A 14,788-nucleotide genomic window follows, 5' to 3' on the forward strand; every position below is an offset into this window, starting at 1 on the left:
ACATATCTGCGTTAGCATCGGTCGATGACCAAAAGCATTGGCAGCGCAGCGGTTGCGCAACTCGACCGAATCTACCAGACCTCTATCGGAAATCTGCGCGAGGCCATGCAGGCTTATGCGCGTGACGGTAGCGTGCCTCCGCCAGAGGCCAGGTCTGATCGCCGATATTGCTATCCTGAGCTGCGCATCACCCATAAGGCGGAAACGGATGCGCCGCCGCCCGGCAGGTCCTTCGCACGCCTTTCAAAGCCCGGCCTCTATGTGACTACCGTCACGCGCCCGGCGATGTTCGCTGATTATCTGGCCGAACAGATCGACCTGCTTGTTCGGGATTATGGAGTCGAGGTTGAGACGGGCGTCAGCGACCAGCAGATCCCCTTCCCTTATGTGCTCGACGGGCTCGATATCAGCGCACTCGACGGCACGCCCCCGACAGAGCTTGCGCGTCACTTCCCGGCGACCGAACTGGCCGAAATCGGCGACGAGATCGCAGATGGCCTATTCATGTTGGATGCCGAGGGACACCGGCCGCTGGCGCTGTTCGACGGACTGCGGACCGATTTCTCGCTCGCTCGGCTGAAACATTATACCGGCACGCCGGCCGAACATGTGCAGCGATACATCCTCTTCACCAACTATCACCGCTATGTCGATGAGTTCGTGGCATGGGCCTGCGCGGAATTGCAGCGGGAAGGGACGCCCTATACAGCACTATCCGGAGCAGGCGGCGTCTATGTGACGCGGGAGACCGCCGACCCCGCGCGGATGATCGCCGACAGCGCGTGGCGCAGGCACCAGATGCCAGCCTATCATCTGATCGCCCCTAACCGGAGCGGCATAACGCTCGTCAATATCGGCGTCGGTCCTGCCAACGCCAAGACGATTTGCGATCATCTGGCGGTGGTGCGCCCCGAAGCGTGGCTGATGATCGGCCATTGCGGTGGCCTTCGCCCCAGTCAGCGGATCGGCGACTATGTGCTGGCTCATGCTTATCTGCGCGACGACAAGGTGCTGGACGACATGCTGCCGCCAGAGATACCCGTGCCAGCCATCGCGGAAGTTCAGGTCGCCCTCGCCAAAGCGGCAGAGGCTGTGCTGGGCGGCAATGACGAAGAGGATTTCAGGCGGCGTCTGCGTACCGGCACTGTGGTCACTACCGACGACCGCAACTGGGAGCTTCGCTATTCCAGTTCCGCCTTGCGCTTCAGCCTGTCGCGAGCGGTCGGAATAGACATGGAGTCCGCCACCATTGCAGCACAGGGCTATCGCTTCCGTGTTCCCTATGGAACGCTGCTCTGCGTTTCGGACAAGCCGATCCATGGCGAACTGAAGCTACCGGGGCAGGCCAACCGCTTCTATGAGGAAGCGATCGCTGGGCATCTGCGGGTCGGCCTTATGACCTGCGAACTGCTGCGGCAGGAAGGGCCCAAGCTGCACAGCCGCAAGCTGCGAGCTTTTAACGAGCCGCCATTTCGTTAAGCCTCAATCGGTCAGGAAATCGACCATAGCCTGCCCCAACTCCTTCCGGGTGACGGCATTCATATGGTTGCCCGGAATTTCCACATAGCGTCCGTGGGGCAAAATCTCCGCCAATTCTTGGGCCACGCCATTATCCTGATCATCCGCGCCGCAGATGACTTCGGTAGGCTGCATGAAAGTGGCGATCGTCTCGGCGGGCGTATCGACGAACGTGTTGAGGATGTGGAGCATCGCCACCGGATCACCCTTGGTGGTCTTCAGGAACGCCTCCGTCATCCATTCCGAAGTACCGCGCTCGAACGTGCCGAGGTTGGAGAGGACATTCTTGTAATAGCCGCCCTTGTCGAGCGTTTGGACAAGGCCGCGCAGACCCATGCCCGCCAGAATGACCCGACGAGGCGTTGCGCCACGCGCGAGCATGCGCACGCTGGTGCGCGCGCCAAGTGAGTATCCGCCCAGATCATAGTCCTTGAGGCCCAGTTGTTCGACCACGGCCAGATTGTCTTCAGTCAGCGCGTCCGGCGGATAGGCGGCGGCATCATGCGGCTTTCCGCTTTCGCCGTGTCCGCGCAGATCAGGCATGATCAGGCGGAAACCAGCTTCAATCAGCCGGGCGGCGTGGCCATAACGAACCCAGTTGGTCCAGGCGTTGGAAAAATATCCGTGGATCAGCATCAGGTCCCGCCCCTCGCCCGCCACATGGACGGCGATGGGCAAGCCGCCCAGCCCCTTGATCTCCAGCTTTTCCATCGCGAGGTCGGTCATGGCTACTCCTTGGCGTCGTCCGCGTCGCCGGATATTGGTTGACCCGCGCCTTGTCGAGAGCCGCGCAGGCCCAGGTACATCATTGCAATGAATGCACCCATCTGGGCGGCGGCCATGTCCTTCTGCGGGTCCCCCACATCCCCCTGCTGGCCATTATACCAGTCTGCAGTTGCTCCCGCGGCTACGATCGTCAGCAGCCATTCAAAGATTTCGTAGATGGCGCTCACAAAGCCAATGACTGCGAAGCTGAAGGCCAGCGCCCACTTGGCAGACATGCTGCCCTGTCGCCGGGCGACTTCCGCGAAAGGCAGGGTCAGCAGCAGCCCGAAGGCGAAGTGGACAAGGCGATCATAGCCGTTGCGGTTCCACCCGAATGTGCGGGAAATATCGTGACCGCTGATAGAGCGCGCCCAATCGTCATAGGGCACATAGGAATAGATGTAGCGACCGCCCAGCGTGTGCAGCAGCAGAAAGATGAAGATGCATGTGAAGGCCCCGTTCGTCAGCGGCCAGCGGCGGAGTGCCCATGGCGCAGCGAGCGCCAAGACAAGCGTTGGTCCATGCTGAAGCGGGGCCAGTTCGGGATAGGGCTGATCAACCTGCGCTGCGGCAATGGCCGCGATCAGCAGCAGGATCATCCGGCGCTGCGCTATCGGAAGCTTCTTCCAGACAGCAGCAGCGCCGGAGATCATCTTGAAGGGCTCAGCCCTTCTTCAGGTGACGGCGGCCCAGCAGTTCCGCGATCTGCACGGCGTTCAGCGCAGCGCCTTTGCGGAGGTTGTCGCTGACGCACCAGAGCGACAGGCCGTTATCGACGGTCGAATCCTCGCGGACGCGGCTGACGAAGGTGGCATAGTCACCGACGCATTCAACGGGGGTGACGTAGCCGCCATCCTCGCGCTTATCGACCAGCATCACGCCCGGAGCTTCACGCAGGATGTCCTGCGCTTCCTTGGCCGAAATCTCGTTCTCGAACTCGATGTTCAGCGCTTCGGAGTGACCGACGAACACGGGCACGCGCACGCAGGTCGCCGTGACCTTCACCTTGGGATCGAGAATCTTCTTCGTTTCCACGACCATCTTCCACTCTTCCTTGGTGGAGCCATCCTCCAGGAAGACGTCGATGTGCGGGATCACGTTGAAGGCGATCTGCTTGGTGAACTTCTTGGGCTCAGCCGGATCGCCAACGAAGATGTTGCGCGACTGTTCGAACAGTTCGTCCATGCCGACCTTGCCCGCGCCCGAGACCGACTGGTAGGTCGCAACGACGACGCGCTTGATCTTCGCGGCGTCATGCAGCGGCTTCAATGCCACCACCATCTGCGCGGTCGAGCAGTTCGGGTTCGCGATGATGTTCTTCTTCACATAGCCGTCGATCGCGTCCGGGTTCACTTCGGGCACGATCAGCGGCACGTCCGGATCCATGCGGTAGAGCGACGAATTGTCGATCACGACGCAGCCAGCCGCAGCCGCCTTGGGCGCATATTCAGCCGTCGGACCGGAGCCCGCAGCGAACAGGGCGATGTCCCAACCGGTGAAGTCGAAATGTTCGATATTCTTGCATTTGAGCGTCTTGCCGGTGTCACCGAAATCCACATCGGTGCCCTGCGACCGGGGCGAAGCAACCGCCGCGATCTCGTCAATCGGGAACTCGCGTTCAGCGAGAATGGTCAGCATTTCGCGGCCCACATTGCCCGTGGCACCAACGACGACGACCTTGTAACCCATGACTAAAGACTCCACTCCATGCAAAATTGCGGAGTGCGCGCCATAGCGCCGTTCCGACAATTGTCCAGCATGAAGCGGCTTTGCGGCGGCAAAGCATCCCTATTGGGGCGGATGTTCAGGCTCTGCCCAATGCCGCGCCAGGAAATCCTCTATCGTGCGCCACAGATGGACGCTGATACCGGGGCCACCGACCCGGTGTGTTTGGCCCGGATAGACCATCATCTCGAAAGGCACCGCAGCCGCCTGCATCTTCGCTGTCAGCGCCGTCGTATTGTCGAAGACGACATTATCGTCCGACATGCCGTGGATCAGTAGCAGCGGGTCCGCTATCTTGACGGCCTCGTCCACCGCTCCGGAAGCCGGATAGGCGCTCGGCTTGTCCTGCGGCATGCCAAGATAGCGCTCGGTATAATGGGTGTCGTACAGTTCCCATCGCGTGACTGGAGCCCCGGCGATTGCCGCTGAAAAGACACCCGGCGCCTTCTCCAGCAGCTTCACGGACATATATCCGCCATAGGACCAGCCATAGGTCGCGATCCGCTGGGGATCGACATAGGGCTGAGCTTTCAGCCACTCGACGCCCTTCAGCTGATCCTCCACCTCGACCGTGCCCATTGCGCGGTAAAGATGGTCCTCGAACGCTTTGCCCCGATCCGGCGTGCCGCGATTATCGACCGCGAAGACGATCCAGCCCTTATCGACGAGATACTGGTAAAGCGGCGAGCCCCATTGATTGGTCACGACCCGTCCCGCTCCCGGCCCGCCATAATGGAGCATGAAGACGGGATAGCGCTTCCCCGCCTCCAGCGGCGGCGTCATGATGCGGGTGTAGAGCGTGGTTCCGTCCGCCGCCTTGATCGTGCCAAAGCTGGTCTTCACATGGCTGGCGAGATAAGGCGCATAGGGGTGGCTGCCCGTCACCGCATTTTCCGACAGCCATTGCAGCCGTTTGCCGCTGTTGTCGGCCAGATAGACCTGCTTCGGCTGATCCGTGTTGCTACGGGCGACAACAAGCCGGGTAGCCTCATTGTCCATGACAGCATCGTTCCACCAGCCATTGCTGGTCAGCTGACGGAGCGTGCCCTTGCCCGACAGCGGCGCGACATAGAGCTGCTGCTCCAACGGCGTTTCCCGATTACCGGTGAAATAGACCAGGCCCTGTTTCTCATCGACGGCCACCACTTCGCGCACTTCCCACGCGCCATTGGTCAGCGCCGCCCATTTGCCGCCGCGCACATGGTAGAGGTGGCCATGTCCCGTCTTTTCGGACCACCACAGGAAGCTGCCGTCGCTCAGCGAGGTGAAATTATTGCTGAGGTTGATCCAACTCTTGGCTCTTTCGGTCAGCAGGACCTTCGCCGTGCCAGTCGCCGGATCGACCGCGAGCAGGTCCAACCTCTTTTGGTCGCGGCTCTGGCGTTGAACGTAGAGGGTCTTACAGTCCTTCGACCAATCGACACGCGCCAGATAAATGTCGCTTTCCTGTCCCAGATCGACCTTTACCTGGCCCGACCCGTCAGGCTTCATGACATAGAGATCGACTAGCGCATTGGGCGTTCCGGCGGCGGGATAGCGCTGCTGATATACTTTCGTGCCCTCCCCGCCGATGGCTGTGCGCGTGACGATGCCCACCGGCCCCTCATCCACGCGTGCAACGGCGATCAGCGCTTCGTCGGGCGACCACCAATAGCCGGTGCGGCGATCCATCTCCTCTTGAGCGACGAACTCGGCCACACCCCAGCTTACCGTGTCGCTCGCACCTTGGGTCAGTTGACGCTCGCGGCCACCGATCGGCTGCACGAAAAGATTGCCGCCCCGCACAAAGGATACAAAGCCACCCTTTGGGCTAACGACGCCATTAAGCTCGCCGTCGGGTGTGTTGGTGAGCCGCGTCACGCCGCCATCCAGTGCGGCCAGGAACAGGTCGCCATCGACGGGGACGAGGATGCTCTTCCCATCGGGAGCCCAGTCATAACTGACGATGCCGGTGTTTCCCGCGATCGATCTGTCGCGCTCACGCTGCATCTTCTCGGCCTCGGACAGTTCCGCGCCGCTGCCAACCTTTTTCGAATCGACCAACATCCGTTCGGCGCCGGTCGAACTGTCGATCGCCCATAGGTCGAGCCGTTCCTTCTCGTCAGCTCGGGGCTTCAACAGCGTGACGAGCTTGCCGTCCGGCGACAATTTCAAGGCGCGTGGCTGGGGTCCGGATAGGTCGGGGCTGGCGAAGACACGTTCCAGCGTCAGCTTTTCCTGCGCTCCGGCTGGAACTGCGGCGGCCGCCAGCAGCGCGCCAATGGCCGCGCCGCTCTTCGCATAAGAGGAGATCGTCATCCCGCGAAATTAGCGCCGGGGAACCGAAAAGATCAATGCAGGGAAATAATCTTTCTTGACCACAACCAGGAAGGTCGTGGTGGGCGCGACAGGGATTGAACCTGTGACCCCACCCGTGTGAAGGGTGTGCTCTACCGCTGAGCTACGCGCCCCCTGAAAGGAGGATGCGGCCATTGGCACCCGTCACTGCTCCTGTCAAGCAGGCGGTGAAACCGAAATCGCAAATTGGGCTTATTGCCTTTTTATGAGGCCGCTATAGTGGCTGGATCAGAAAGGGAGCGACTGTCTATGCGTCAAACCATTGCCCTCGTAATTGCGGGGATTCTTCTCACCGGCCTGGCCGCTTGCAATACCGTTCAGGGTGTCGGCCGCGATATTGAATCTGTTGGCCGCGCGGGCGACCGCGCCATGTAAGCTGAGCGGCTATCGCTCAGGTCATTGAAGAACGCGGCTGGCCACGGCCGCGTTTCTTTCCAGCCGGACGCCGTCGCAATCCGGTTCGCCGCAATCGCACGCGGCCAAGGTGTAGCGGACGCCGCACATGACCAGCACATCATGATCGAAGGTGTAGTTGGATATCCCCGCGCGCTCGACTTTTTCTCGCGCTCTGGCCTTCAGAGACATCTGGATTTCCTCCCATTCACCGACCTTCATGATCCGTGCTGCTGTGCACAAAGTCAATTAACCGGGATTGGTTCCTGAACAGATCGTCATAATTCCGTCCAGAAAATGACACGATCCAGCGCCGCGCACCACTATGCTTGCGTGGTAGCCCTTTCGATCCCATATGCCGCGCCATGAACGACCAAAGCTCCAGTTCCATGCCGGTCTGGCATGGCACCACCATCATGTCGGTACGCAAGAATGGGAAGGTGATCGTGGCCGGTGACGGCCAGGTTTCCATGGGTCAGACGGTGATGAAACCGAACGCCCGCAAGGTCCGCCGACTGCATGACGGCTCCGTCATCGGCGGCTTCGCCGGAGCGACCGCCGATGCCTTCACCCTGTTCGAGCGGCTCGAAGCCAAACTGGAGCGACACAATGGCCAGTTGATGCGCTCCGCGGTTGAGCTGGCCAAGGACTGGCGCACCGACAAATATCTGCGCAATCTGGAAGCGATGATGATCGTCGCCGACAAGGAAGTGACGCTGATCCTGACCGGCAATGGCGATGTGCTGGAGCCGATCGGTGGCGTGGCGGCCATCGGTTCTGGCGGCAATTTCGCCCTGGCCGCCGCCCGTGCGCTGGTGGAATATGAGGAAGATGCCGAAACGCTCGCCCGCAAGGCGATGGCCGTGGCCGCGGAGATCTGCGTTTACACCAACGACCAGTTGGTCGTTGAAGAGCTTGCCTCTATTACCTGATCCCCCGTTCGGGCTGAGCCTGTCGAAGCCCCTCCCTTTTCTTCAAGAAAGAATGCCCTTCGACAAGCTCAGGGCGAACGGATGTCTAAAGAGATGAACGATAATCTGACCCCCAAAGCCATCGTCTCCGCCCTCGACGCGCACATCATTGGCCAAGCCGACGCCAAGCGCGCGGTTGCCGTTGCGTTGCGCAACCGCTGGCGCCGCCAGCGCCTGTCGCCCGATCTGCGCGACGAGGTGACACCCAAGAACATCCTGATGATCGGCCCCACCGGTTGCGGCAAGACGGAGATCAGCCGCCGCCTTGCTAAATTAGCCGACGCACCATTCGTGAAGGTCGAAGCCACCAAGTTCACCGAAGTCGGCTATGTTGGCCGCGACGTCGAACAGATCGTCCGTGACCTGGTCGAGGAAGCCGTGCGCCTGGAAAAGGATCGCCGTCGGGAGGCAGTCCGTGAGGCGGCTTCCGAAGCGGCCATGGGGCGGCTGCTAGATGCGCTGACCGGCAAGGAGGCGAGCGAAGCCACCCGCCTCTCCTTCCGCCAGCGGATCGAGAGCAACCAGATGAACGATGTCGAGGTCGAGGTGGAAGTCGCCGACAGCCCCTCCATGCCGATGGAGATCCCCGGCATGGGTGGTCAGATCGGCATGATCAACCTTAGCGACATGATGTCCAAGGCGTTCGGACAGACCCAGAAGAAGCGCCGTAAGCTGCGCGTGGCTGAGGCTTGGGACAAGCTGGTCGAAGAAGAGCAGGACAAGCGTCTGGACCAGGATGACGTCGCGCGCGTCGCCATTGCCAGCGCCGAACAGAATGGCATCGTCTTCCTGGACGAAATCGACAAGATCGCAGTCAGCGATGTGCGCGGCGGTTCCGTTAGCCGAGAAGGCGTTCAGCGCGACCTGCTGCCCCTGATCGAAGGCACGACGGTTTCGACCAAATATGGCCCGCTCAAGACCGACCATATTCTGTTCATCGCTTCAGGCGCGTTCCATGTGGCGAAGCCCAGCGACCTGTTGCCAGAGCTTCAGGGGCGCTTGCCGATCCGCGTGGAGTTGAAGGCGCTGACCGAGCATGATTTCGTCGCCATCCTTTCCGACACCAAGGCGAGCCTTGTTGCGCAATATCGCGCGCTACTGGCGACCGAGGGCGTAACCATCGACCTGACACCAGACGGCATCCGCGCGGTCGCGAAGATTGCCGCCGAGGTGAATAACGAGGTCGAGAATATCGGTGCTCGCCGCCTGCAGACGGTCATGGAAAAGCTGCTGGAGGATGTGAGCTTCGACGCGGAAGACCGGCAGGGCGAAACGCTGGTGATCGATGCGGCTTATGTGGAGAAGCAGCTGAACGAGGTCGCCCGCAATACGGACCTTAGCAAGTATGTGCTGTAACTAATCTCCGTTCGCTTGGGGCGAAGTCGAGAAGCGGCTGCGTGGCCGTACTCGACTGCGCTCGACACGAACGGCAGTCGCGCGTCAGTAACTCCGCCCAACCAGCACGCGCTCTACCGCCTTCTCGCCAGTAAAGATGCACACTCCGTCCGCCGCATCCGCATCCGTCGGCACGTTGCGCAACGTCAGCTTTTCACCCTTCAACCACTCGATCACCTTGTCGAGCGCAGGCCCAGTCGGCTTGGCCCATTGCACCAAAGCCCAACCCGGCTTCTTGGTTGAAGCAAAATAAGCCTTCAGCGCATCAAGTGAAGCGATGGACGTATCGATGTTATCCTGTAGCCGCGCCTGTGCCTGGGCGAACAACGCCTGCTGAATTTCCTCCAGCATGCCCGCCGCCGCGCCGACAAAGTCGCCCTTCGCCACGATCTGGCTGTCGAGCTTGCCGTCTTCGCGATAAAGGCGATCGCGGCGCAGCACGGACACATTGCCGCCCGCAACATCGCGGCCGCCGACCTCTATCACGATCGGCGCGCCCTTCTTCACCCAGCCCCAACGCTTGTTGGCAGCCTTGGCTGGCCGCTTGTCGAGAAGGGCGCGAACCGGCTCACGGAACACATCCTGCTTGTTCAGTTCCACAACCAGATCGCCGCAATAATCCAGGATCGCCGCATCCTCATCATTGTCGCGCAGCATCGGCACGACAACGATCTGATAAGGTGCGAGCCGTGGCGGCACGCGCAGCCCGTCATCATCGCCATGCACCATGATGAGGCCGCCAATCATACGGGTCGATACGCCCCAGCTGGTCGTCTGGGCCAACTCCTGCTGCCCTTCCGCATTCTGGAACTTGATGTTCTGCGCCTTGGAGAAGGTCGTGCCCAGGAAGTGGGAAGTGCCCGCCTGCAGCGCCTTGCCGTCCTGCATCATCGCTTCGATCGAATAGGTCGCGACCGCGCCAGGGAAGCGCTCATTTTCCGGCTTCTCGCCCGCCACGACGGGAAGCGCTACGCACTCCTCTGCGAAGCTGCGATAGACTTCGAGCATTTTCATCGTCTCTTCCATCGCCTCTTCGACGGTGGCGTGAGCGGTATGGCCTTCCTGCCAGAGAAATTCTGCGGTGCGCAGGAACATGCGCGTGCGCATTTCCCAGCGCACGACATTGGCCCATTGGTTGATCAGCACCGGCAAATCGCGCCAGCTCTGCACCCATCGGGAAAATGCTGCGCCGATGACCGTTTCCGAAGTCGGGCGAACGACCAAGGGCTCTTCCAGCTTCGCTTCGGGGTCGGGCACCAGCTTGCCGTCTTTTTGGATCAGGCGATGATGGGTGACGACCGCCATTTCCTTGGCGAAGCCGTCCACATGCTCCGCTTCCTTCTCGAAATAGGAAAGCGGGATGAAGAGAGGGAAATAGCAATTTTCGTGGCCGGTCGCCTTGATGCGATCGTCCAGCAACTTCTGCATCCGTTCCCAGATGCCATAGCCCCATGGCCGGATGACCATGCAGCCCCGCACGCCACTTTCCTCGGCCATGTCGGCTTCGGAAACGACAGCCTGATACCAAGCGGCGAAATCCTGTTCACGGGTAACGGAAAGGGCGTGCTTCACGGGTCCGGCCTTGCTCTGCTCTCTGAAGGAAGGCGCGCCATAGGCCAAGCGCGCCGTCCCGTCGAGCCCGAACGGTGGGCTCAGCTCAGCTTGTCGATCTTCGCATTCAGGGCTGCGAGTTGCGCCTTCAGGTCGGCGATCTCGTCATCCTTGTCGTCGCCAGAGGCTGCGGCGGCTGGAGTCGGCGCTGGCGACGCGCCAGGCATACCGGGCATGACAGGCATCCCCGGCATTCCGGGTACGCCACCAAAAGCGCTCGCCGCCGCCTCGAACATCTGCATGTTGCGCTTGGCGATCTCGGCCAGCGGTCCGCCGCCAAACGCGCCCTTCATCGCCTCCTGGAACTGCATCTGGTTCTTGCGGAACGCCTCCATCGACGCTTCCAGATATTGCGGCACCATCGACTGCATGGAATCGCCGTACATCGCGATCAACTGGCGCAGGAAGTTGACCGGCAGCATATTCTTGCCCCGCTGTTCCTCCTCCATGATGATCTGGGTCAGGACATTATGCGTAATATCCTCCCCCGTCTTGGCATCCACGACCACAAACTCGCGCCCCTCACGAGTCATTTGGGAAAGCAGATCCAGCGTGATGTAACTTGACGTTTCCGTGTTATAGAGACGCCTGTTCGCATATTTCTTGATGATGACCGGCTCTGATTCATTGGCGGTCTTGGTTTTGGCCATGGATTCCTCTCCCACACCTGCACATTCCGCATTAGCACAAGGGGTTGCCGCACCGCAACATGGGCCACGGCCTTTGCCCCTTTTTCTCAGCATTTTATGGCGCGAAACGGAGGATGATCCTGATCTTCGGCGGCTCGCCTTTCAGGGCCTGCGTAAATATCAATCCGCTGAACGCCCTCCGCCGCCGCCAAGCCCTGCTGTGTTCGCCGATGCAGGCAGCGCCAAATTGCTGCGCTACGGCAGGGAAAATGGCCGCTCGCCGGTTGTTTTCATACCCTCGCTCATCAACCCCCCGCAGGTTCTCGACCTTTCCGAGGGACGCTCCATGTTGCGCCACATGGCTGCAGCAGGGCACGACGCCTATCTGGTCGATTGGGGCCATCCATCGGCCAGGGATGCGGGCCTGGGTCTCGACCATCATGTGACGCAAAAGCTGTTGCCTATGCTGGAGGCGCTGCCGCGACCGCCCATCCTGGTCGGCTACTGCCTGGGCGGCAGCTTGGCCATCGGTGCAGCGGCCCTTGCTGATGTGAAGGGCATCGCCACGATCGCCGCGCCCTGGCAGTTTGACGGCTTCCCCGATGAGGATCGTAACCTGATCGGTTCCCTCTGGCGAGGCGCAAAGGCGACAAGCGAGCGGCTCGGCTACGTCCCCATGGAAGTGTTGCAGTCGGGCTTCTGGGCGATGGATCCCGCGCGGACGATCCGCAAATATGCCGCCTTCATGAACATGGAGCCGGGTTCGGAGGCAGAGCGCGCTTTCCTCGCGGTGGAGGATTGGGCCAATGGCGGTCCTCCCCTGACCTTCGCTGCCGGGCGCGAGCTATTCGAAACCTTCTATGGCGGCAATGTTACGGGACATAGCGAGTGGGTGATCGACGGCGTCAAAGTCGATCCATCGCAGCTCCGCTGCCCTACGCTCTCGGTCCGCTCTGCAACTGACCGGATCGTCCCCGCCAGCGCAGCGCCTGAGCTTTCGGACGGCTTCACCCTGCAACTTGGTCATGTCGGAATGATCGTGGGCAGCCGCGCCCGCGAACTACTGTGGGAACCGCTCTCCCTTTGGCTTTCAACCCATGGGGGATGATGATATTCCGGCGACAGGCCGGCCTCTTTAACAAGGATCAGGACATTGTCAGACATCGTCATCACCGCTGCCAAGCGCACCGCAGTCGGCAGCTTCATGGGCGCGTTCGGGTCCACACCCGCGCATGAACTCGGCCGTACCGCGATCGTGGCGGCGCTGGCGCAGGCCGGGGTCTCGCCTGACGAGGTCGATGAAGTCATATTGGGGCAGGTCTTGACGGCAGCCCAAGGACAAAATCCCGCGCGCCAGGCGGCAGTCAATGCGGGCATTCCGGTCGAGCGGACGGCGATCGGCCTCAATCAGCTGTGTGGGTCGGGACTACGCGCCGTCGCGCTCGCGGCTCAGGCGATCAAGGCCGGGGACGCACGCATCATGGTGGCAGGCGGGCAGGAAAGCATGTCGCTTGCGCCGCATGCCCAATATCTGCGTGGCGGCGCTAAGATGGGGCCGATCTCCCTAGTCGATACGATGACGCATGACGGCCTGACCGACGCGTTCAACAACTACCATATGGGGGTCACCGCCGAAAATCTGGCGGAGAAATATCAGATCAGCCGCGATGCGCAGGACCAGTTCGCCGTCGCCAGCCAGAACAAGGCGGAGGCTGCGCGCGCGTCGGGCCGCTTCAAGGATGAGATCGTCCCCGTCACGATCAAGGGGCGCAAGGGCGACACGGTGGTCGATGCCGATGAATATATTCGGGCAGGCGCGACGCTGGAGGCGATGCAGGGCCTTCGCCCCGCCTTCAAGAAGGACGGCACCGTGACAGCGGGGAACGCGAGCGGCATCAACGATGGTGCGGCCGCGCTGGTCCTCATGACGGCGACAGATGCTGCGCAGCGCAACGCGCCGGTGCTTGGGCGCATCGCTGGCTTTGCGACCTGCGGCGTCGATCCCGCGATCATGGGTATCGGCCCCGCCCCCGCGTCGCGCAACGCCCTAGCGAAGGCAGGCTGGTCGCTCGCCGACCTCGACCTGATCGAAGCCAATGAAGCTTTCGCCGCTCAGGCGCTTGCGGTTGGGCAGGAACTTGGCTGGGACCCGGAGAAGGTGAATGTGAACGGCGGCGCGATCGCGATCGGGCATCCGATCGGCGCATCGGGTGCCCGCGTGTTGACCACCCTGCTCTATGAAATGCAGAAGCGGGACGCGAAGAAGGGCCTCGCCACCCTCTGCATCGGCGGCGGCATGGGTGTCGCCATGTGCATCGAACGCTGAGCTAAGCTTCCCTTCGCAAAGACGGCCGCCGCTCCCATGGATCGGCGGCCTTTTCATGCGATCAGTACCAAAGCCGGTCGAAACGCTCGCCAAGCCCGGTCAGCAACTCATATTGCGACAAGCCAGAAAGCGCAGCCGCTTGGGGCAGCGCATAGTCGATATCCAGCCAATCGCCTTCCGCCAGTGATGGCTGGGCCGACACATCCACAGCGATCAGGTCCATCGACACACGCCCGACAACCGGCAGAGGAGCGCCTCCGGCCTCCACCATCCCACGGTCAGAAAATCCCCGCAGATAACCGTCGGCATAGCCGATGTTCAGCACCGCAATCTCCATGTCGCGCTCGGCCACATGGGTTGCGTTATAGCCGATGCTGTCGCCCGCAGGTACATGGCGCCTCTGCAACAATTGCGCCTGAGGCTGAACGACCTGCGCGATCTTCCCTACCGCCTCCGTCCGTGGCACGCCGCCATAAAGCGCCAGCCCCGGCCGCGTCAGGTCGAAAGCATAGTCCGGCCCCAGGCAGATGCCCGCGCTGTTGGCGAGGCTGTAACGCCGTGCCGAAACGCCGGACTTCAACGCTGTAAAGCGGTCGAGTTGGAGCTTGCTAAGGTCGGTATCCTCGTCAGCGGAAGCGAGATGACTAAGCAGCGTATCAACTGACAGCCCCTCGATCGCACCCGCAACATCACCGCGCCAGTCGAGCCCCAACCGGTTCATTCCGGTATCCACCATGACGTCGCAAACGCCGCCCCCGGCATCCTTCCAGCGCGCGATCTGGCCGGGCGTGCACAGAACGGGCCGCGCACGCGAAGCCAGTGCGACCCCCATATCCTCCGCGCGCACGCCATGCAGCACCGCGAGCGAAATCCCCTCATCCACCAAGGGTTCAAGAAGCCTCGCTTCGCCCCAATTGGACACGAAAAAATCGCGGCATCCCGCATCGAGCAAGCGCCGCATCACCTCTACCGCGCCGGTGCCATAGCCGTCCGCCTTGATCGCAGCGCCACAGGCTGCTCCGCCGCTGCTCTGCTGCAGCCAGCGCCAATTATTCACAAGTGCGCGGCCATCGAGGCGCAGGCGCAGCGGAGCGGTAAATGCGGTCATCGGCTTCGCG

At 61.6% G+C, this 14,788-nt stretch carries 14 protein-coding genes and 1 tRNA gene; 6 read left to right on the top strand and 9 right to left on the bottom strand.

Going from position 1 to position 14,788, the window contains the following annotated elements:
- Nucleotides 1-24: 24 nt before the first annotated feature.
- Nucleotides 25-1,479, top strand: coding sequence for an AMP nucleosidase (locus tag ACZ5Y5_RS04460; protein ID WP_464809981.1), 1,455 nt, complete (start codon nucleotides 25-27; stop codon nucleotides 1,477-1,479).
- Nucleotides 1,480-1,482: 3 nt separating this feature from the next.
- Here the strand turns inward: ACZ5Y5_RS04460 and ACZ5Y5_RS04465 are convergent, their stop codons facing one another.
- The 5 genes from ACZ5Y5_RS04465 to ACZ5Y5_RS04485 all read right to left on the bottom strand — a co-directional run bounded on the left by ACZ5Y5_RS04465 (nucleotide 1,483) and on the right by ACZ5Y5_RS04485 (nucleotide 6,458).
- Entirely contained in the window at nucleotides 1,483-2,244 is a 762-nt protein-coding gene (locus tag ACZ5Y5_RS04465) for an alpha/beta fold hydrolase (RefSeq protein ID WP_464809982.1), read from the bottom strand.
- A gap of 2 nt (nucleotides 2,245-2,246) precedes the next feature.
- Entirely contained in the window at nucleotides 2,247-2,936 is a 690-nt protein-coding gene (locus tag ACZ5Y5_RS04470; RefSeq protein WP_464809983.1) for a DUF2238 domain-containing protein, read from the bottom strand.
- A gap of 10 nt (nucleotides 2,937-2,946) precedes the next feature.
- A complete protein-coding gene (locus ACZ5Y5_RS04475) occupies nucleotides 2,947-3,972 on the bottom strand; it encodes an aspartate-semialdehyde dehydrogenase (RefSeq protein ID WP_464809984.1) in 1,026 nt (341 codons plus the stop codon).
- Nucleotides 3,973-4,071: 99 nt separating this feature from the next.
- A complete protein-coding gene (locus ACZ5Y5_RS04480) occupies nucleotides 4,072-6,306 on the bottom strand; it encodes a DPP IV N-terminal domain-containing protein (RefSeq protein WP_464809985.1) in 2,235 nt (744 codons plus the stop codon).
- Nucleotides 6,307-6,383: 77 nt separating this feature from the next.
- A tRNA-Val gene (locus ACZ5Y5_RS04485) sits at nucleotides 6,384-6,458 on the bottom strand.
- A 136-nt stretch (nucleotides 6,459-6,594) separates the two neighbouring features.
- On the opposite strand from ACZ5Y5_RS04485, the gene ACZ5Y5_RS04490 reads away from it, so the two are divergent.
- Nucleotides 6,595-6,720, top strand: coding sequence for an entericidin A/B family lipoprotein (locus ACZ5Y5_RS04490; protein WP_464809986.1), 126 nt, complete (start codon nucleotides 6,595-6,597; stop codon nucleotides 6,718-6,720).
- Between the two features lie 21 nt (nucleotides 6,721-6,741).
- Here ACZ5Y5_RS04490 and ACZ5Y5_RS04495 read toward each other — a convergent pair whose 3' ends face one another.
- Nucleotides 6,742-6,930 carry a hypothetical protein gene (locus ACZ5Y5_RS04495; RefSeq protein WP_464809987.1) on the bottom strand — a complete coding sequence of 63 codons (189 nt, stop codon included), beginning with the start codon at nucleotides 6,928-6,930 and terminating at the stop codon, nucleotides 6,742-6,744.
- Nucleotides 6,931-7,103: 173 nt separating this feature from the next.
- Here ACZ5Y5_RS04495 and hslV point away from each other — a divergent pair, with 173 nt between their 5' ends.
- Both hslV and hslU read left to right on the top strand, forming a co-directional pair.
- Nucleotides 7,104-7,670, top strand: coding sequence for an ATP-dependent protease subunit HslV (gene hslV / locus ACZ5Y5_RS04500; RefSeq protein ID WP_464809988.1), 567 nt, complete (start codon nucleotides 7,104-7,106; stop codon nucleotides 7,668-7,670).
- Nucleotides 7,671-7,763: 93 nt separating this feature from the next.
- Entirely contained in the window at nucleotides 7,764-9,065 is a 1,302-nt protein-coding gene (hslU, locus tag ACZ5Y5_RS04505) for an ATP-dependent protease ATPase subunit HslU (RefSeq protein ID WP_464809989.1), read from the top strand.
- Between the two features lie 84 nt (nucleotides 9,066-9,149).
- On the opposite strand, the gene proS is transcribed toward hslU, so the two are convergent.
- Nucleotides 9,150-10,676 (bottom strand): proline--tRNA ligase, encoded by a 1,527-nt coding sequence (proS, locus tag ACZ5Y5_RS04510; protein WP_464809990.1) that lies wholly within the window; start codon nucleotides 10,674-10,676, stop codon nucleotides 9,150-9,152.
- Nucleotides 10,677-10,756: 80 nt separating this feature from the next.
- Nucleotides 10,757-11,365, bottom strand: coding sequence for a polyhydroxyalkanoate synthesis repressor PhaR (phaR, locus tag ACZ5Y5_RS04515; protein ID WP_464809991.1), 609 nt, complete (start codon nucleotides 11,363-11,365; stop codon nucleotides 10,757-10,759).
- On the opposite strand from phaR, the gene ACZ5Y5_RS04520 reads away from it, so the two are divergent.
- On the top strand, nucleotides 11,364-12,452 hold the full coding sequence (locus tag ACZ5Y5_RS04520) for an alpha/beta fold hydrolase (RefSeq protein ID WP_464809992.1): 1,089 nt from the start codon (nucleotides 11,364-11,366) through the stop codon (nucleotides 12,450-12,452). The two genes, phaR and ACZ5Y5_RS04520, sit on opposite strands and share 2 nt — an antisense overlap.
- Before the next feature lie 45 nt (nucleotides 12,453-12,497).
- The gene (locus ACZ5Y5_RS04525) at nucleotides 12,498-13,670 is read left to right on the top strand and encodes an acetyl-CoA C-acetyltransferase (protein ID WP_464809993.1); all 1,173 of its coding nucleotides are present in this window, start codon (nucleotides 12,498-12,500) and stop codon (nucleotides 13,668-13,670) included.
- A gap of 61 nt (nucleotides 13,671-13,731) precedes the next feature.
- Here ACZ5Y5_RS04525 and alr read toward each other — a convergent pair whose 3' ends face one another.
- Nucleotides 13,732-14,778 (bottom strand): alanine racemase, encoded by a 1,047-nt coding sequence (gene alr, locus ACZ5Y5_RS04530; RefSeq protein ID WP_464809994.1) that lies wholly within the window; start codon nucleotides 14,776-14,778, stop codon nucleotides 13,732-13,734.
- Between the last annotated feature and the right edge of the window lie 10 nt (nucleotides 14,779-14,788).

The organism is Sphingobium sp. TomTYG65 (assembly GCF_055395525.1).